This is a genomic window from Paenibacillus sp. MAEPY2 (genome assembly GCF_000499205.1).
GTDB lineage: Bacteria > Bacillota > Bacilli > Paenibacillales > Paenibacillaceae > Paenibacillus > Paenibacillus vandeheii.
The window spans coordinates 1-17,958 of the sequence record NZ_AWUK01000031.1 but is presented as its reverse complement, the minus strand read 5'-3'; the positions used below and the strand labels follow the sequence as shown (position 1 = coordinate 17,958).

The following is a 17,958-nucleotide window of genomic DNA, read 5'->3' as shown; positions in this document are numbered from 1 at the left end:
GTTTGGATTTGGTTCAGCGAGCGTAGACGGAGGACAAGAGAGCGACAAGGCCCTGCTACCTCCAGAGCGTCTGCGGTGCACCAAGAGCTGGCCTAAAAAAGCGGCCAGCCATGCATTTAGTGTGGGGAGAGTCGCCTGAGCGAAGCGGGCGACACCACATATACAGAGCCACAACCAATGGCTCGGAGTTAAATTTGTTTCAGCGGCGCGAGAAAGAGCGAAGCTGTCACTTTGAAGGTGCACAAGCAGCGAAGGGGGAGGAAGGAGCCGAAGGAGTGACTTTGGCATCCGATTTCAACCGCCAAGAGCGGTGGAAAGAAGAAATCGGAGGACAAGAGAGCAACAAGGCCCTACCACCCCCGGAGCGTCCGCGATGCACCATCAAAGGTTCTTTGCTCTTTTTCCATCAGCGTTTACAAAATAATTACTCCGAGCCATACACACACATTTGAAAGGGGAGCATTCCCATGACTGATTCCATTACATTTACCAATCCCATTCTGGAGCAGCGTGCTGATCCGTGGGTGTACCGTCACACAGACGGATATTATTATTTCTCGGCTTCCGTTCCAGCCTTTGACCGGATTGAGATTCGGCGTGCATTAACCTTGGAAGAGTTGAAGAATGCCGAGCCGGTAACGGCATGGCATAAACATGATAGAGGACCGATGAGTGCCAATATATGGGCACCTGAAATTCATTTTATCGATGGGAAATGGTACATATATTATGCAGCAGCCCATACGAGCGAGACGAATGAGGGTCTTTTTGACCACCGGATGTATGTATTGGAGAACGATTCTGCGAATCCACTGGAAGGTGAGTGGGCAGAGAAAGGACAGATTCGAACGCGCTGGGAGACGTTTGCATTGGATGCAACGACCTTTGAGCATAAGGGTATCCGCTATCTGGTCTGGGCTCAGAAAGATCCGGACATTGTGGGTAACTCGAACCTGTACATTTCCGAAATGGAAAATCCGTGGACGCTGCGTGGAGAACAGGTCATGATCGCTACACCGGAGTACGATTGGGAAATCATCGGCTTCAAGGTGAATGAAGGGGCAGCAGTACTGCATCGCAATGGACGGATCTTCATCGGTTACTCGGCGAGTGCGACCGACTATAATTATTGTATGGGTTTGCTCACTGCGGATGAAGATGCCGACCTGCTTGATCCAGCGAGTTGGGTAAAATCGCCTAAACCGGTATTCCAGACGTGTGAGGCAAACGGCCAGTATGGTCCGGGTCATAACAGCTTCACGGTATCACCGGATGGTAAAACGGATATTCTGATCTATCACGCACGAAACTACAAGGACATCGAGGGAGACCCTCTTTATGATCCAAACCGTCATGCCCGCGCGCAGGTGATTCAATGGAACGAGGATGGTACACCTGATTTTGGAGTCCCTGTTCCAGATGGGAAGGCTGCGGCTGAAGCAAAATAAGGAATGGAAGTTTTGGATAGGAAGAGCCCTTAGTTAGCGAATAACGCTGATTAAGGGCTCTTATTTATGCACACATTGTGTATGAAGCCATGAAGATGATTATCTTAGATTTACATCTACATTTACATCGAAGCAACCATCCCTCGAACTCTGCGTATGAGGAGTATACAATTCACTATACACATAATATTAGGAGGCCATATATGGATTCACGCGAGACATTGGACCGGGAGCTGGAACAGATTTTAAAATGGGAAAAAGGGCAGAAGGACTTGTTTATTTGGGACAAAATTGGTCGTTTGCCATTTGCCATGCTGGATAAAGTGATGCCTAAAGCGCTGAAACAGAAGATTGGAGACTCGCTGAACGAAGTTGGTCAGTATGTGCAGAATGGCGGGAGATTTCTCGTTCAGAAAAAGAAAGTGGCCAAGCTGCTTCAAGAGGAAGCCGCCAGATCGGGTTATGCCATGAAGGACGAACATGAACACATGGAACAGGATGTAGAAGCAGAAGATACGGCGAAGATCCACAGCGTGGAAGGCTTGCCCCTTGAAGTGCTGGATCGCACTGCTGATCGCATTACGGATAGTCGAACCAAGTTTGCTGCCGCACAAGGCGCTGCAACAGGTATTGGCGGCATTATAACGATTGCAGCAGATATACCGATCGTGATGGGACTCTCCCTAAAGGTGCTGCAGGAGATGGCGCTATGCTATGGATATGATCCCGACGAGCCTCAAGAGCGTATATTTATCGTCAAATGTCTGCAATTCTCCTCCGCTGATATTGTGGGCAAGAAAGCGATTATTGATGAACTTTCCGATTACGATAATCCGGACAAGCAGGTAGAGGTTATCTCTCAGATGCAGGGCTGGCGGGAGGTTTTTAATTCCTATAGCGAATCGTTTGGATGGAAAAAGCTGTTCCAGCTCATTCCGATTGCCGGCATGGTATTTGGTTCGGTGAGTAACAAAAATACGATTCGTGATGTTGCCGAAGCGGGGAAGATGTTATATAAAAAGCGGCTGATTCTTCAACGCCTTTCAAAATGATGTCCATTAGAGCCAAATGGCTGTGAACCTACCACAGCCACTTGGCTCTGATTCTGACCATAACGCTGACAAAACAAAAACGGGATAAAGCCTAATGATACAAGGCTTTATCCCGTTCACACAACAGGTAACATTTCGAGGTTGGTTAACCACCTGACGTTACGTTTCACGCGGCTGGTTTAACAACTCTATTTCCCTTCATTGAGCATTGCAGCTTATTTTGTTGGAACTGATCTTTTAAATCTGGTCCATTTAAAAAACAATTATTCTTCGCTACCGTTCTCTTCCGCCCAGCGGTTCAGCAGCTTATCCGATGGAAGCAGGAAGGTGAAGATGCCGATCAGTGGCAGGAAGCTGCACATTTGCATGACTGGAGATACACCGAACACGTCGATCCAGTTCCCCAGCACGAGTGCACCCAGACCGCCCATACCAAATGCCAGGCCAGTAATCAGACCAGAGACGGTGCCGATTTTGCCTGGAATCAGCATTTGTGCATACACAACGGTCACTGAGAAGCTGGACAACATAATGAAACCAATAATGCTCAGCAATACGGCTGTCCAGAACAGATTGGCGTAAGGCAGCAGCAGGGCCAGTGGAGCGGCTCCGGCCATCGACAGGAAGATCATGTTACGTTTGCCGAAGCGATCCGCCAGTGGACCACCAAAGAACGTACCCAGTGCCCCGGCAGCCAGGAACAGGAAGATATAGATCTGTGCGTCTTCTGTGGACAGGTTGAAGGTATCCTTCAGGTTAAACGCATAGAAGCTGCCGATCGAAGCGACATACCACGAACGGACAAAGACGAGCAGGATCAAGATGGTTATCGCAGCAGCGATCTTTTTACGCAATGCCGGATTGGGTGTACGACGGGCTGCCGCCTGTCTGCGCAAATACCCTCCCGATTGCAGCATGCGTCCATACCAGCGAGCGATATAGATTTGGACCGCGATCCCCGCAGCAGCAATCCCTGTGAATCCGATGGCACCGAACAACCCAAACGGGATGAAAATCCATCGGGTGAGCAATGGAGCCAGAGACTGCCCGGCGTTACCACCGACCTGAAAGATGGACTGAGCCAGACCTCGACGAGGCCCTGAGGCCATATGGGATACCCTTGAGCCCTCTGGATGAAACGCCGCCGAGCCCAGACCAACAAAGATAACGGAGATCAGGACGGCCATATAACTATCTGCGAAGGCAAGCAGCAGCATGCCCGTAAACGTAAAGCCCATGCCGATGGGCAGGATGGAAGGCGTCGGTTTTTTATCAGCAAACCAGCCTACAACCGGCTGCATGATGGACGCAGTAAAGTTAATAGCGAACGAAATCCATCCGATCTGCGTATATGTAAGATGCATGGAGTCTTTCAGGATTGGAAAAATAGCTGGAATGACTGACTGAATCGAGTCGTTGAACAAATGAACCAGACTGATGGCAATTAAGATCCGGTAAACGGTACCTTGGGCATCCAATCCGGGTGGAGCTTTCGAACGCGCAGCGGCGTCTTTGGGTAATGAATTTTGCATGGACATGTACAGTTCTCCTTTGGTCGCGGTCACGAGGGATCAGCGCCTGATGATGTGATGTGCCTAAGCATATTGTTACATAATAGGACAGATTTGCAGGGGCGACAAGGGGAACAGAAGAAATTAACGTACTCTATATAATGTAAAATCTTGATATACTCTACTGATTTCACTATTAAAGTTCTACTAAATCAGAAATGATAAAGGACTGATCACTATGAAATCGCTAGCGCCATATGTTCTTGCCAAACGCAATTTGGCGATGACCATTCTATTTATGGCAGTCATGACTTTTCTGACTATATATGTTGCTTCGACGTCTCTATATTTTGCTATCGGATTTTTTGTGGTTGTTCAATCTATTGGTGCACTTATGCTGAGACATTACATCAAAAAAGTCAAAGAACTGAAGCGAGATCATAACACTTGAACGCGAGTTCAAATCATACGATTGATTGGAAACGCTCCGTTTCCATACTAAAAACAAAAGCCGAATTTCTTCAAATAGAAGAGTTCGGCTTTTGTGCGCTCTATGATTTTATTTCATATATGAGGGTAGATGTAACTGCCAATTTAACGATTATCAATCGTCTCCGGATACATATCATGATTCATCATGCGGTGATCGGCCATCTGCTCGTACTTCGTACCCGGCTTGCCATAGTTCGTGTACGGGTCGATGGAGATGCCGCCGCGCGGCGTAAATTTGCCCCACACTTCAATGTAGCGTGGGTCCATCAGCTTAATCAAGTCGTTCATAATGATGTTCACACAATCCTCGTGGAAATCTCCATGGTTGCGGAAGCTGAACAGGTACAGCTTAAGTGACTTGCTCTCTACCATTTTTACATCAGGGATGTAGCTGATATAAATGGTTGCAAAGTCCGGCTGCCCCGTAATCGGGCACAGGCTGGTGAACTCCGGGCAGTTGAATTTGACAAAATAATCACGGTACGGATGCTTGTTATCGAAATTCTCTAGAATGCCTGGATCATATTCAAACGTATATTTTACGCCCTGGTTGCCCAGCAGCGTCAAATCTTGCATTTCATCAGGTTGTCTCATCGGTTCGTAAACGCTCCTTATTTCCGGCGACGCACGAAGCTTACCGGTATATATGATAGGCCCTTCATAGCCTTTGTATGTTCTCAAAATTACATCATGCCGCCCATTCCACCCATAAAGTCCATCAGACGCCGCGTTTGTTGCCCCACACCAAAGTATGCAGCTGTGGCAGCACACGAACGTCGTTCAGATCATCCGATGCACTAACTTGATCAATCAGCCACTCGTAACGGGCAAGCAATGAAGACGCCAGATCTGGCGTATCGGCAGAAGTGACATCCGGGTTCCCGGTCTGCAAAAATAAATCTGTGCCTGGATACTGTGCATGCACACGGCGGGCATAATCCAGGTCTGTCTCATCGAAGATCACGATCTTCAGACTATGGCTTCGTTCCACCGGGCCAGCAGCCAGTCGGTGGATCAGATCATCCAGCACAGCCCAGTCGGTGTTCATGCCTGAGCTGGGAGGCTTGGGCGAGACGGTGACTTCGTCAATATCCCCCAGCCAAGGCTGCCACCGGGAGCCCTGTGTTTCTACCGCGGTGCGGATGCCGTTCTCCCGAAGCAGCTTAACCAATCCGCCCAGCGAAGCGAGCAGGGCGGGGTTGCCGCCGGAAATCGTCACATGAGAGAAGCGTGAGCCGCCAACGCGGCGCAGCTCGTTCCACACGTCCTCCGGCGTAATCATCCGGATCAGGTCCTTGCCGCTGCCGTCCCATGTGAAGGCAGAGTCGCACCAGGAGCAGCGATAATCGCAGCCCGCGGTGCGGACGAACATCGTTTTCTGCCCAATGACCATGCCTTCACCTTGAACCGTCGGGCCAAAGATCTCCATCACAGGAATACGAGCCTCTTTGTTTCCTTCTTGTCCGTGGGGAAGTTTGTTGTCAGCTAATTCCTCCGCAGAAGCAGCATTGGTTTGATCGGTAAGGGTCGACGTTGTGAGATTGCGTAATCCAACACTACTCATCGATCATCCACTCCCGTCTTGCCTCGGCGTAGCTGGTTGGCGTCTCGTATAAGCGGACAAACTCCGTTCGACCACCCTCGGTCAGTGCAGCATACGGTTCGGTCTGCAAGGCATGTTCCATCTGCTCGAACAACCATACGACCATATTTTCAGCTGTTGTGTTCATGAGAGGAAGGGTTTCGTTCAAATACTGATGATCCAGATATCCTTCAATTTCTGTTTTCCATATCTCTTTGATATGTCCAAAATCAACTGTCAGCCCGGTCTCACCTGGATAACCGCTAATGCCAAAAACAACTTTATAGGTATGCCCGTGCAAGTTCTTGCACTTGCCTTCATAACAATGCAGGTGATGTGCCGCGTCAAACGTAAACTCCTTGCTCACAAGCACGCGTTTGCGATGATAGCGAAGCTGTGCAGGAAGGATATCTTCCCCGATCCGCTGCAATCGCTCCACAATACGGAAGGTTCCCGGTTCTCTCATCATACGTCCGCTCCTACATTTCCAACATAAGCAGAATCGGTGCGTTGCTCCAGATAGCGATCCAGTCCGGCTTTGCGCAGTTTGCAGGCAGGACATTCACCGCAGCCATCGCCGATGATCCCGTTATAACAGGTTAGTGTACGTTCACGCACATAATCGAAGGCACCGAGATCATCCGCCATTTTCCACGTCTGGGCTTTGTCTAACCACATCAGTGGGGTGTGAATGACAAACGGGTAGTCCATGGACAGGTTCAGCGTAACATTCATCGATTTCACAAATGAATCCCGACAATCCGGGTAACCGCTGAAATCCGTTTCGCATACACCGGTGACGAGGTGACGAGCCCCTTTTTGCTTCGCCATAATGGCCGCAAAGCTGAGGAACAGCAGATTCCGCCCATCGACAAACGTACTCGGTAATTCGCCTTCTTCATGCGTAATCTCCACATCTGTACGGGTGAGTGCATTGGGAGCGAGTTGGTTTAACAAACTCATGTCCAGTACCGTTTGCTGTACACCCAGATCGCGAGCGATCTCTGCGGCGCATTCAATCTCCAGCTTGTGGCGCTGTCCGTAATCGAAGGTAACCACCTCAACCTCGGCGAATTGCTGTTTGGCCCAGAACAAACAAGTCGTACTGTCCTGACCGCCGCTGAATACAACGACTGCTTTTTCTTCGTTCAACATAAAAAAACCTCTCCATCTTCTTAAGATCAATCCATGCGCATAGGCACAGAGTGTCGGAAGAACAGAGAAGTTCATGAACTGGCATCCATCAAAAAACACACCTTCTCGTAGACTGCTTCAAAAAAGCAGGCACGATCTAGTGTCCTTAGTTTTTTACGTACGTTGTTACCTAAAATGTACGCAAGACCACATTAACCTTAATGAAGGTCGAGTCTTATAGAGGGAGTTCGCGAACCTCTCCCATGCCACAGGCATGGATTTTCTTCTTCAATTGTCCGGTACAGTATAACACAATTTTATTATGGTGAGCATATCTGCACTTATTTAATTAATACATTTCCAAAAGGAATGACTTCCTTCAATATTCGCTTAAATAAGCCTTCATCGTTCATATCCTGTTCCAGTCGATGATTTTCACGGCCAGCCTGAAAGAGTACCGAGCCATGCCCCGTCATCTTCCAATGATAGTTCATATGCTGGCTGGCAAGGTGATTCCCATACACGGTAAGTTCAAGCTGCGCGTTCTCGGGATAAGCGATAATACTGCCCGCATCCACGTAGAGGGGTGCAGTAGGGTGCAGTTCCTGCTGGCAGACCTGACCTTGTGTCAGCAATCCGATTTTGCCTTCGCCGGAAAATTTCATTTTGACTGCGTCCCGGGTGATCAGCATGTTTTTGATTTTCTGAATCTTGGTATGCATCGTTACGCCATCGGAATAGAAAAAAAGGTGGCGGAAGTCGTACAGCAGATCGCTATTCTCACTCAATTCAACTTCCTTCATGGTGAATCCGGGAGGCAGGGCGGCCACAAATTGACAAGGACCGGTAATTTCGGATTTGATCAGCTTTTTTTTGCGATATATCCCCGTAATATTCATGAATTTATCATTGCGACTGCTGCTTGGGCCGCGAAAAGCGACAATTTGCTGGGGGTGTAAAATATGCAGGCGGTCGTCCTGGATCAGTGAGAACGTAACTACTTGTCCGGCTCCGCCAGCTTCGGTATTGTTCAGGTGTATGTGCATGCGGTTGCTCCTGTCCTTTTATACTCGGCCTGAACGGCGACGCATTCCCCAGCGCATCACCCGAATCAGAATAAAGTATCCCAATATGAGAGAAACGGCTGTGATAATCATCGTCTGAATACGTTTGGCAGTTGCTGTTTTGGCATCCTGATCATTTTGCAATTTGCTTACCATATCGGTCAGTTTCTCGTTTTGCGCCAGCAGCAACTCGTTCTGTGCCTTGAATGCTTCCACATTAGCCTGAGCTTGTCCCAATTGGGCAGAAGTCTGATTTAATTGCTCCAGCGTCTGTTTGTAGCTTTCCTGCAAAGCGTTTACTTCTCCAGGAAGCTCGGAGACCCGTTCCCATCCACTATAGATATCGGAAAATATATTGGCATTCGCTGCACTGACTGTAGAAGTCAAAGAAACAGTAAACAATACACATGTGGTGAATAACACCCGAATGAAATAACCCTGAATGGGTTTTGGCATGTATGGCACCTTCTTTCGGTTACATAATCGTTTGCCGATTTCGTCGTCATTTGTTGAAATACGGCTCTTACATTATACGTCAAAACCGGGACAATGGGTTCAAGAGGATGTAGTTTTAATTACCCTGTATGAGAATAAATCAATACATGCGCATTTGTTTAATTTTAAGAGCGACAGGGTAATAGAAGGACAGGGCAGCACTCCGGACGGTCTTGACATCATACCTTTACTTCAGTTCCGGGTGCAGCTATTCATATTAACGAAATTAGCAATTTAATGAGCGAAAACAATATATCCGATTTTTATAAAGATCGTGAATACGAAGGAGTAGAAATATATGTACACAACTGAACAAGCTGCAACGACCAAAACGATTATGATCACTGTAAATGGTGAGCCCATCGGGCGTGAATTGATTATCGACAGTATTACTTATGCTCCCATCACAGAACCTGAATCTGTACAAAAATTACACAAAATGGGAATGAATCCATCTGCGATTTAAGTTAGGACTTGTCATATAAAAGTGGTCTAAAAGCTTGGCATACTGCCAAGCTTTTTCGTCGTTTATTGTCGTAATTACACGGATTTAGGGAGGAAAAACTAATATTATGGAAAAATTTCCTGCGAACATATGTTCCGTGACAATATAGTGTCCATTTACCCTGATAAGTTAGAAGATAATACATATAAATCGGGGGAGAGACTACCAGTGAACTCAGTCTTTGAAGTATCTTATTCGTGGAATAGAGAGGCCATACCGACAGGGGGAGCCGACCCCGTATATATGATGGTAGAGTGGCGTAACGGAGCCCCTGCCAAAAGACTCAGGAAAATAGCACCCAAAATTGTGTCGAGAGACTTGGAACTTTTGCTCAAACCGGAATTTGGAATTCAGCTCAAGGGCATCTATGGCTGTCGTTCCAAAGAAACGGATATCGGTTGGGTTCTAAGACTCGGAGATGTATACAAGGGCGAGAGTAAACAAATATTGCTCGAATTCGCCATGGGACCTCGTGTATCTGGGAAAAGTGCCGTTTGTTCAGCTTATTGGAGTACACGAAAGTTGAAACAAAGCCAAAGAGTGCTGCTGCGCAGAGAACAGTTGTATATTCAGTACACAAGTCATCTGGGCATGCTGCGCCAGCCGGAAGATCCTAAGGTAGAGAAGACGATCAAATTGAACGAAACCGTTCCTCTGATTAAACAAGCTTTGCGCGCTTATGAAAGAGGTCGTACACAAGAGGGCAGTGATCTGCTGCGTCGTCACGCAGATGCTTTGTTAATTGAAGCAGCTCGTAAACAGGATCTGGATTATTATACGGAAGCCGAAATTGTGGAAAAACTTCGGTACCACTACGGGATTACTTTTAATTCCATGGCTCATAATCGCGGAAAAACGATGTTAGGTGAATAGGGATAAAGAACTAGTGATGATGGTAGGGCCAGGAATGTTTCTACATAATTTTTTGAAGGTGAAGTCAGGGAATAAGTCGAATGTACTAAACAACATAATAATAAAAAATGGATGGAGTTGTATCGAATTTATTGAAACAACATCGTGGAGGGTCCGGCAAAATGACAGACCGACTGATCCGATTAATGCGCATTATAACTCTTGTGCAGGCCAAGCCGGGCATTCTGGCCCGTGAGCTTGCCGAGCGGTGCGAGACAACGGAAAGGACGATATACCGCGACATGGAGGCCCTCAGTGCAATGCATATCCCCATCGCCAATATGGGACACGGGAGAGGATACATGTTTATCAGCCATTTTGCCATGTATCCGCTGAATTGGTCTGATGATGAAGCTCAAGCCTTTATGCACCTGGCAGAAGTCATGGAGAATATTCGTCCGTTGCTGAAGCCTGCTTTTGAGAGCGCGTATGAGAAAGTGGTTGCTTCGAGTCAGAAAAACAAAACAGAGCGAGTGGAATGGTCTGAGCAAATTAGCGGGATGTTCAAAGTGGGTACTTCTGCATGGCAGAATGAAAGTACCGAACTTCTGAATCATTCATTGGTGATGTTGCTTCAGGCTGGAATTTCCCAGAACACTATTGAAGGAGAATATCTGTCTCAAGGTAAAAAGGGGATTGTGCGAATGGATCCCTACTGTCTTATTCCGCGTGAATACCGATTTGATCTGTTGGCGTATTGTCACCTGTCAGAGAAACTGACATTATTTCAAGTGAATCGTTTGCACAGGGTTCGGATTTTGCCACGCACGTTCCGCAAAGATGATTACCTTTTACAATCTCACTTCCGTACGCCACGGGAACTTGGCAGCAGTACGGAGTGGACTGCATTCAAAATCAGATTTTCGCCGCACGCTGTAGAGCGTGTCATGCAGGAGCAGTTTTTTGCACGCCCCATCTTGACGATTGAACCGGAAGGCACATTGTTGTTTGAGGCCATATTGAGTGATGAGCAAGGTTTTCTAACCTGGCTGTCTCAATATGGACCCGATGCCGAAATTCTGGAACCTGAGAAATGCCGCCTCATTATGAAAGAACGTCTGGAGCGCTGGAGGGAGATCTACAACTGAACTTCTATGTTGCTCATGGCTGGTTCGTCTTAGTTCAACATACGTTATATGCAGTTACTCTTTGGTCTTGAACAGGTGTGCCAGGTTACCAAAAGGGGAATCGTTGTCATCGTCTTCTGTACTGCTCGAATAGACCACTTTGGACGTGATGCCTTCATCATCTGCTGCGCAATTGGTTTCCAGGTTGAACTGGTCAAATTGATGCATGAATACTTTGGCTGTATTAATAGCATCATCCAAAGCGCGATGCTGGGTTCCATCGAATTCAATACCGCACAGCTCAAGAGCCTGAGCAAGTCCAAGCTGACGGAATTTCCCTTCTTTGCGCACTGTGCGCGACCATTGCTGCTGAAGATCATTGTGATTGGTGATCCAGGCGACATCAAGCTGATGCGTTCGACAATGAGAGATCAGTTTGGTGCGGTCATCCGGTCCCCAGGAACACATGTAATAGGATTCACTTCCCATCCAGGCAATAAATTGATTCAGCGCTTCCGGAAAAAGGGGAGATGCGTCGATATCTTTCTGCGTAATACCCGTAAATTGAATTGTATCGGCGGACAGCACCGATTTATTGGATGGACGAACATACGTATGGAACGTGTCTGATACGCACAGGCCGTTCTCACCTTCCGTTACTTTGACGGCACCGATATCTATAATTTCAGAAGAGTAACGTGTATTGCGACTTACCGTGAATTCAAGATCGTAAATAATATATGGCATAGGACAAACTCCTTTATCAATTAATACATGTTTTCTATTTCTCTATATTACAGGGAACGAACGGCCATGTCAGCCATCGCTCAGGAATTCATTTTAACGTAAAGCTGTCAACCGTATGGTTGACAATTTCTTGTAAATACACTATGGTGATCAAAATGATAACAGCGATCAACGAGGACATAATGACGTTAGCCAGCTTCTGCAGAGAGGAAACCGCCTAGTGCAAGGTTTCTGTTGCTGTTTCGTTATTCCTACCTCGCGAGCTGCGGAGGAGAAGGCCCAATCGGTCTGTACCCTCCGCCGGATGGGCCCGTTATGCCCTGAAGGACTGTAAGTTCACGTTTGGCACAGGTTGCAAACGGGGAACCGGTTATGGCAAATGCCCTGTTGATTGAATGGCAGGTCAGCCGGCAAAATGCAGTTAAATAAGGGTGGTACCACGACACATTCGTCCCTTGACGGATGTGTCTTTTTGCTGTTTATAACCTGATTCACAATAACGAATAGAAGGTAAGGGGTGTGACAAGATGCGTCAAAGTGAAATGCTTGTTCCAACATTACGTGAAGCACCAGCAGAGGCAGATGCAGCAGGACATCGCTGGTTACTGCGCTCTGGCATGATTCGCCAACTCGCAGCAGGAATATACAGTTATCTGCCCTTGGGACGTCGTATCTTGCTGAATGTCGAGCGTATCGTTCGGGAAGAAATGGACCGTGCAGGATGTCAGGAAGTATTGCTGCCAATCATGCAGCCTGCTGAGCTATGGGAGGAATCCGGAAGATATACACAGTATGGTCCTGAGCTGATGCGTCTGAAGGATCGCCATGCACGAGAATTCGCCCTGGGTCCAACCCATGAAGAAGTCGTAACTGCACTGGCTCGTGACGAGGTTAATTCTTATCGGAAGCTGCCGTTTACACTTTATCAGATTGGAACCAAATTCAGAGATGAACGTCGTCCAAGATTCGGATTACTGCGGGGACGGGAGTTCATCATGAAGGATGCGTACTCTTTTGCATCCGATTGGGAAGAGCTGGATCGCACCTATCAGGCCATGAATACCGCATACTCGCGCATTTTGGAGCGTTGTGGACTGGAATATATTCGCGTGGAAGCCGATGCAGGCACCATTGGTGGTCAGGGAGAGACCCATGAGTTTATGGCACTTGCCGATGTGGGAGAAGATACGATCGTAACCTGCAAACATTGTGGATATGCCGCAAATCTGGAGAAGGCAGGATATCAGACTTCTGAATCTTCTGCTAATCATGCAGGACCAGCTGATACTTCTACTGACCCCAAAACAGTCGATAAAGCAGATGGGAATACTGAAGGGGACACACTGGTTCGTATCGAAACTCCAGGGGTACGAACGATCAATGAGCTAAGCGCCTTTGTGGGTGAGGACGCTCGGCATATGATCAAAACGCTTCTTTATCAAGCGGATGGTCAACTAATCGCTGCACTTGTTCGTGGGGATCATGAAGTGAATGATATCGCTCTGAAGCAGGTACTAGGTGTAGAGGAGCTGATCCTGGCTGATGAAACTGCACTTGCAGTTCATCCGAAATTAACTGTAGGTTTCCTGGGTCCGATTGGACTGGATCTGCCGATTGTAGTGGATGCGGATGTCGCTGTTATGGAACATGCAATTACAGGAGCGAATGAAGTCGATGTACACTATTCGAATGTACGTCCGGGTATAGACTTTACTTTGGACAAAGTAGATCGAATTCGTTTCGCTGCTGAAGGTGACGGCTGCCCAACCTGTGGAGAATCGCTTGTATTCACAAAAGGAATCGAAGTGGGGCATATCTTTAAACTGGGAACCAAGTACAGTGACGCCATGGGAGCATCCTTCCTGGATCGCAATGGACGGCAGTGTGCACCAGTAATGGGTTGTTACGGTATCGGTGTGTCTCGTCTGATGGCGGCTATTGCTGAACAATATGCCGGAGAAGATGGTATCCGTTGGCCAGCAGCTGTCGCACCTTATCATGTACATCTGATTCCAATGAGTTGGAAGGATGAGCAGCAGCGCGAGCTTACGCTGCAGCTGGAACAACAACTTACAGATGCCGGATACAGTGTATTGGTCGATGATCGTGATGAACGCCCAGGAGTGAAGTTCAAGGATTCGGAATTGATCGGATTGCCTGTCCAGATTGTAATTGGTCGGGGTGCGGCAGAAGGACAAGTGGAATTTGGATCACACGTTCTTGCAGTCCAAGGTGAATCCAAACGAATCAGTCTGACGGCACAAGAGGCTGTAAGTCAGGTGAAAGAACAGCTTATAGTCCGGAATTAAAAAAATAGCCATCCTTATGGAACTGTGCTACGTGTCTCTATATAATAGAACGATCTATAATAGGTCCGGATATTATGCGATACGAGTTGCTTGTGGTTATGTAACGGAGTAAAGCGCTAAAAAGAGGGCTATAGTCACATAAGGAATCAACAATATTTGCGTATTGTCATACCAAGTAACTAGAATTTGAAAAATTGTATTCTGTATACAGTAAGTCTGTTCATAAGAGCTACAGATATGGTGTGTTGGCAAAGCATACATGTGCAAATATGCAAATCATGGACGATAAATATGTCGATTCAAATGTGAAATATCCGCATGAGAGTGGCAATTATAGAGATTTCTTCTATAGTCCATGGTCGGGGACAAGGGATGAAGTGATTTCTCAAAGTGAATCAAGAGATTTATTTTTGCAGCAAAGCTATATTCATGTAGACATGGATTGTACAACTCAGCAGATTAACCATGGAGTGAAGTAATTGTTAATTAGAAAAGGGTGTCCATCAGCCGATTATGGCTTGAGGGACACCCTTTCTTTGGAATGGATTGATGGGTACAACTATTTCTGATTCTGTCGCATCCTGGAGATCATCGGTTCGAGCTGTTTTTCTCTGATGATCTTAAGAGGCTGCAGGCAGTTTCAATTGTTGACCTGGATAGATCCAGTGTGGATTTTTGATTTTATTCAGCTTTTGCAGAGCTTGCCAAGTTGTACCGTATTGTTTGGAGATGGAGTACAGGGAATCTCCGGATTTAACAACATGCACTTTGGCTGGAGCTGGTTTGCTTGGTGTCGGTTTCGACGGTGTTTCTGGTTTTGGTGTCTCTGGTTTCGGTGTAGTTGGTGCTGGTGGTTCGGTTACTGGAGCTTCCGGTTCAACCGCAGGAGCTTTTGCTTCCTTGATTCGGCCGTCTGTTTTGATATCAACAGCGCCCAGTTTTTGCATGTATCCGATCAACGCTTCATCCATAGCACCGTACATGCCTGACGTTGCGTATTTTGCGAACATAGTGTACTCGTCACCACCAACAGCAGTGAAATCATTTGTAGCCAGCGTATACGTTGCTTTCGGGTCAAGGGCTTTATCGCCGATCATGACGGAATGTACACGGCTGCCTTTTGCTGCGGAAGAATCAATACTGAATGTCATGCCGGATACTTGCGGGAATCCACCGCTTGGTTCTGGATAAGATCCTACACCGTTTTCAAGGGCTGCAAGTACATCAGAGCCTTTTACTTCAAGTGTTACAACCTGATTACCAAAAGGAAGTACAGTGATTACGTCGCCTTTGGTTACGATACCTTTTTCAATGGAAGAACGAATACCGCCACCGTTTGTGAGTGCGATATCAGCTTTGCTGACGTCACGGATGGCATCTGCCAGCAGGTCACCCAGGTTAGTTTCACCTGCACGTACTTGTTCACGTTTGCCGTCCAGCAGAATCGCTGTATTGGCTACTTCTTCTTTCAGAATAGGTTCTTGTTCTTTCTGAATGGAATTCACCAATGCGGCTACTTTCTCATTCGGTTTGATGTCTTTTGCTTCGATTTCATCAATCAATGTTGCTTGTTTTTTGGTTACTTTACCGCCGTCAACCCACAGGTCGATAACACCTACAAAGTTAGTATACTCACCGGCGCTGGCGATCAGTGTTCCGTTATCGGATATAAGTCCATCTTGCAGAACCGTATGGCTATGACCATCGATGAATACATCAATGCCAGGCACTTCTTTCACAACTTTGAGGCTAGTATCGGTGCTGGACGCGTCTTGTCCAAGGTGTCCCAATACCACAACAACATCGACTTTGTTGCGAATTTCGTTTACGAGCACTTTAGCTTCCGCAGATGGGTCTGTAATGTCCAGACCTTCCATATTTTTCGGGTTCGTTTTGTACATCGTTTCTGGTGTGGAGAGGGCAATAATACCAATCTTCACGCCATCTACCTCTTTAATAAGATAAGGTTCAAACAGACGAGTACCGTCTTTTTTCTTCACATTGGCACTGATCATTGGAAAATTCATCATATCCGCCAGTTCAAGCAAACGCTTGGAACCGTAGTTGAATTCATGGTTGCCTGGAACGATGGCCTGATAGCCCATTTCGTTCATGACTTTGACAATGCTCTCACCGTTAACGAGCGTAGCAAAGGTTGTACCATGCACTGCATCTCCGGCATCCAGTAGAAGGGTGTTTGGGTTTTCGCTACGGTATTTGTCCGCAATTCCAGCAACCTTGGCGAAACCCATCGCAGGTGAGGACTCAACTGCGCGTGCGTGCATGTCATTCGTATGTAGAATAGTAATGTGCTTACCTGTGCCCGAAGTCGTATCTGTTGCAGCAGAGGCGAAGCCTACACTGCCAAATAACAGACAGAGCGTTAGCACAAGTGAAACGTAAGTCTTCCAGATTTTCATATGAATCAGTAACCCCCCAAAAAATAATAATCTCGTGAGCGTTTGCACAACTCATGTTGTATTTTACCAGACTATTATTAGGAAATCTCGTGATTAGTGTAAAAATAGGTAACCTGAAAGTGACATCTGATTTTAATAGTGGAAGATTAAGAGATGAATTGACTTATAAGGAACATATATTCTTGAAAAGACTAAAAAAAATGCTGCACTTCACGTGGCAGTCCTGTACGTAAACAAAATTTCTCCAGTGATTCATCCGGCTCAGGCCTTAATCCGGAAGTGAGTAGCTGTATGGCAAAACGATTGGCCTGTCTTTCCAGCTTGCCTGGTGCAAAATAGGAGTGTTCCTCCAGAAAGAACCGGTTTATGCCTTTGTGCAATCGGTCATGTCCAAGCTCATGGGCACACACGAAACGCTGCCATTCCGGCGGTAAATCATTGTGAATGACGATAAATCTGCGACGGAGCTTGCGGAAATACAGTCCTTTGGTAGACTTACCCAGGTTGGCGAACCGGATCTGTATTCCAATGGCTCTGGCAATGCTGAAAGGGCAGTTGGTCCGGTGTTTTCGAATCAGTTTTGTTACAATGTCATCCATATCATCTCACCTGCTGCTTTAGTTTATTCAGCTTGAAATGCTTCATGGGCGCTCGTCTGGATCATTCGTTTTTTTGCGTTTGTTCATCTGCTTGGCTTCCCAGAACAGACCTGTCAGGACATCCTTGATTCGTTTCTTGTCCTCATCATCCAGCGGGATGCCGTCAAACATGAGATCATCCTCGTCCTCCAGCATCTTTTTGAAGTCCCGACGGTCCTTGTACGTTGCCCATTCCGGAGCTTCCTGCAGCTCGATTGCTGTATTTGAGACTTCAAGATACCCGGCTTGCTTCATCATATCCGCGTAAGGAACCGAGAGTGCGTCCGAGATTTTGCGGATGGTGGCGGGCTTGGGAACACCGCGAACCCCATTCTCAATGCGTGAAATTTGCGAATTGCTGATTCCTGCTGCTTCGGCGAGTTGATTGATGCTGTATCCCTGTTGCTCGCGCAGTTGTTTCAGATAAGGACCAAAAGCGTGCTCCACCATTCATGCCACTCCTTTGATTCGTACAAGTGTATTAAAAATTATTAAGAAGACAGTTGGACGGGGGAGGTAGATGCGACTCTAAGCCCGTTCCGGATTCGGATCGTTCTTTCGATCGCTGTTATCCCCAGATTT

General features: G+C 47.0%; 19 protein-coding genes. 8 read left to right on the top strand and 11 right to left on the bottom strand.

All coding sequences use genetic code 11. The features are described 5' to 3' along the window. The first annotated feature begins 110 nt into the window (after positions 1-110). From P364_RS0123185 to P364_RS0123175, 3 genes are all read left to right on the top strand, one after another. Complete coding sequence (locus tag P364_RS0123185; protein ID WP_152532742.1) at positions 111-452, top strand: hypothetical protein; 342 nt, start codon at positions 111-113, stop codon at positions 450-452. Between the two features lie 15 nt (positions 453-467). Further along, complete coding sequence (locus tag P364_RS0123180; protein ID WP_024632437.1) at positions 468-1,448, top strand: glycoside hydrolase family 43 protein; 981 nt, start codon at positions 468-470, stop codon at positions 1,446-1,448. A 203-nt stretch (positions 1,449-1,651) separates the two neighbouring features. After that, on the top strand, positions 1,652-2,500 hold the full coding sequence (locus P364_RS0123175) for an EcsC family protein (RefSeq protein ID WP_029881237.1): 849 nt from the start codon (positions 1,652-1,654) through the stop codon (positions 2,498-2,500). A 263-nt stretch (positions 2,501-2,763) separates the two neighbouring features. Here P364_RS0123175 and P364_RS0123170 read toward each other — a convergent pair whose 3' ends face one another. Further along, positions 2,764-4,032 carry an MFS transporter gene (locus P364_RS0123170; protein WP_036664443.1) on the bottom strand — a complete coding sequence of 423 codons (1,269 nt, stop codon included), beginning with the start codon at positions 4,030-4,032 and terminating at the stop codon, positions 2,764-2,766. A 217-nt stretch (positions 4,033-4,249) separates the two neighbouring features. Here P364_RS0123170 and P364_RS0123165 point away from each other — a divergent pair, with 217 nt between their 5' ends. Further along, positions 4,250-4,462, top strand: coding sequence for a hypothetical protein (locus P364_RS0123165; protein ID WP_024632434.1), 213 nt, complete (start codon positions 4,250-4,252; stop codon positions 4,460-4,462). A gap of 143 nt (positions 4,463-4,605) precedes the next feature. On the opposite strand, the gene queF is transcribed toward P364_RS0123165, so the two are convergent. The 6 genes from queF to P364_RS0123135 form a co-directional block, all read right to left on the bottom strand. After that, on the bottom strand, positions 4,606-5,097 hold the full coding sequence (gene queF / locus P364_RS0123160; RefSeq protein WP_024632433.1) for a preQ(1) synthase: 492 nt from the start codon (positions 5,095-5,097) through the stop codon (positions 4,606-4,608). 124 nt (positions 5,098-5,221) lie between these two features. Next, positions 5,222-5,932 (bottom strand): 7-carboxy-7-deazaguanine synthase QueE, encoded by a 711-nt coding sequence (gene queE, locus P364_RS0123155; RefSeq protein ID WP_052016735.1) that lies wholly within the window; start codon positions 5,930-5,932, stop codon positions 5,222-5,224. 127 nt (positions 5,933-6,059) lie between these two features. After that, on the bottom strand, positions 6,060-6,551 hold the full coding sequence (gene queD / locus P364_RS0123150; protein ID WP_024632431.1) for a 6-carboxytetrahydropterin synthase QueD: 492 nt from the start codon (positions 6,549-6,551) through the stop codon (positions 6,060-6,062). Continuing rightward, complete coding sequence (queC, locus tag P364_RS0123145) at positions 6,551-7,237, bottom strand: 7-cyano-7-deazaguanine synthase QueC (protein ID WP_024632430.1); 687 nt, start codon at positions 7,235-7,237, stop codon at positions 6,551-6,553. The genes queD and queC overlap by 1 nt, the downstream gene beginning before the upstream one ends. 323 nt (positions 7,238-7,560) lie before the next feature. Beyond that, the gene (locus P364_RS0123140; protein WP_024632429.1) at positions 7,561-8,265 is read right to left on the bottom strand and encodes an AIM24 family protein; all 705 of its coding nucleotides are present in this window, start codon (positions 8,263-8,265) and stop codon (positions 7,561-7,563) included. An 18-nt stretch (positions 8,266-8,283) separates the two neighbouring features. Beyond that, positions 8,284-8,739: a hypothetical protein gene (locus P364_RS0123135; RefSeq protein ID WP_024632428.1), complete on the bottom strand. Its 456-nt coding sequence runs from the start codon at positions 8,737-8,739 to the stop codon at positions 8,284-8,286. Between the two features lie 337 nt (positions 8,740-9,076). Here P364_RS0123135 and P364_RS37880 point away from each other — a divergent pair, with 337 nt between their 5' ends. From P364_RS37880 to P364_RS0123115, 3 genes are all read left to right on the top strand, one after another. After that, the gene (locus tag P364_RS37880; protein ID WP_173405244.1) at positions 9,077-9,244 is read left to right on the top strand and encodes a hypothetical protein; all 168 of its coding nucleotides are present in this window, start codon (positions 9,077-9,079) and stop codon (positions 9,242-9,244) included. 207 nt (positions 9,245-9,451) lie between these two features. Continuing rightward, the gene (locus P364_RS0123120; RefSeq protein ID WP_024632426.1) at positions 9,452-10,156 is read left to right on the top strand and encodes a hypothetical protein; all 705 of its coding nucleotides are present in this window, start codon (positions 9,452-9,454) and stop codon (positions 10,154-10,156) included. 161 nt (positions 10,157-10,317) lie between these two features. After that, positions 10,318-11,283: a helix-turn-helix transcriptional regulator gene (locus tag P364_RS0123115; RefSeq protein WP_024632425.1), complete on the top strand. Its 966-nt coding sequence runs from the start codon at positions 10,318-10,320 to the stop codon at positions 11,281-11,283. Between the two features lie 54 nt (positions 11,284-11,337). On the opposite strand, the gene P364_RS0123110 is transcribed toward P364_RS0123115, so the two are convergent. After that, entirely contained in the window at positions 11,338-12,009 is a 672-nt protein-coding gene (locus P364_RS0123110) for a 3'-5' exonuclease (protein WP_024632424.1), read from the bottom strand. 527 nt (positions 12,010-12,536) lie between these two features. Here P364_RS0123110 and P364_RS0123105 point away from each other — a divergent pair. Further along, positions 12,537-14,318 (top strand): proline--tRNA ligase, encoded by a 1,782-nt coding sequence (locus P364_RS0123105; protein WP_024632423.1) that lies wholly within the window; start codon positions 12,537-12,539, stop codon positions 14,316-14,318. A gap of 620 nt (positions 14,319-14,938) precedes the next feature. On the opposite strand, the gene P364_RS0123100 is transcribed toward P364_RS0123105, so the two are convergent. The 3 genes from P364_RS0123100 to P364_RS0123090 form a co-directional block, all read right to left on the bottom strand. Beyond that, positions 14,939-16,738 (bottom strand): 5'-nucleotidase C-terminal domain-containing protein, encoded by a 1,800-nt coding sequence (locus P364_RS0123100; RefSeq protein ID WP_024632422.1) that lies wholly within the window; start codon positions 16,736-16,738, stop codon positions 14,939-14,941. 191 nt (positions 16,739-16,929) lie between these two features. Then, a complete protein-coding gene (locus P364_RS0123095) occupies positions 16,930-17,337 on the bottom strand; it encodes an ImmA/IrrE family metallo-endopeptidase (RefSeq protein ID WP_024632421.1) in 408 nt (135 codons plus the stop codon). A 42-nt stretch (positions 17,338-17,379) separates the two neighbouring features. Next, positions 17,380-17,826: a helix-turn-helix domain-containing protein gene (locus tag P364_RS0123090; protein WP_024632420.1), complete on the bottom strand. Its 447-nt coding sequence runs from the start codon at positions 17,824-17,826 to the stop codon at positions 17,380-17,382. Positions 17,827-17,958 lie beyond the last annotated feature (132 nt).

Coding starts and splice junctions, on each gene's coding strand:
- P364_RS0123185 (WP_152532742.1), top strand. CDS start 111: ATGCATTTAGTGTGGGGAGAGTCGCCTGAGCGAAGCGGGCGACACCAC.
- P364_RS0123180 (WP_024632437.1), top strand. CDS start 468: ATGACTGATTCCATTACATTTACCAATCCCATTCTGGAGCAGCGTGCT.
- P364_RS0123175 (WP_029881237.1), top strand. CDS start 1,652: ATGGATTCACGCGAGACATTGGACCGGGAGCTGGAACAGATTTTAAAA.
- P364_RS0123170 (WP_036664443.1), bottom strand. CDS start 4,032: ATGCAAAATTCATTACCCAAAGACGCCGCTGCGCGTTCGAAAGCTCCA.
- P364_RS0123165 (WP_024632434.1), top strand. CDS start 4,250: ATGAAATCGCTAGCGCCATATGTTCTTGCCAAACGCAATTTGGCGATG.
- queF (WP_024632433.1), bottom strand. CDS start 5,097: ATGAGACAACCTGATGAAATGCAAGATTTGACGCTGCTGGGCAACCAG.
- queE (WP_052016735.1), bottom strand. CDS start 5,932: ATGGAGATCTTTGGCCCGACGGTTCAAGGTGAAGGCATGGTCATTGGG.
- queD (WP_024632431.1), bottom strand. CDS start 6,551: ATGAGAGAACCGGGAACCTTCCGTATTGTGGAGCGATTGCAGCGGATC.
- P364_RS0123140 (WP_024632429.1), bottom strand. CDS start 8,265: ATGCACATACACCTGAACAATACCGAAGCTGGCGGAGCCGGACAAGTA.
- P364_RS0123135 (WP_024632428.1), bottom strand. CDS start 8,739: ATGCCAAAACCCATTCAGGGTTATTTCATTCGGGTGTTATTCACCACA.
- P364_RS37880 (WP_173405244.1), top strand. CDS start 9,077: ATGTACACAACTGAACAAGCTGCAACGACCAAAACGATTATGATCACT.
- P364_RS0123115 (WP_024632425.1), top strand. CDS start 10,318: ATGACAGACCGACTGATCCGATTAATGCGCATTATAACTCTTGTGCAG.
- P364_RS0123110 (WP_024632424.1), bottom strand. CDS start 12,009: ATGCCATATATTATTTACGATCTTGAATTCACGGTAAGTCGCAATACA.
- P364_RS0123105 (WP_024632423.1), top strand. CDS start 12,537: ATGCGTCAAAGTGAAATGCTTGTTCCAACATTACGTGAAGCACCAGCA.
- P364_RS0123100 (WP_024632422.1), bottom strand. CDS start 16,738: ATGAAAATCTGGAAGACTTACGTTTCACTTGTGCTAACGCTCTGTCTG.
- P364_RS0123095 (WP_024632421.1), bottom strand. CDS start 17,337: ATGGATGACATTGTAACAAAACTGATTCGAAAACACCGGACCAACTGC.
- P364_RS0123090 (WP_024632420.1), bottom strand. CDS start 17,826: ATGGTGGAGCACGCTTTTGGTCCTTATCTGAAACAACTGCGCGAGCAA.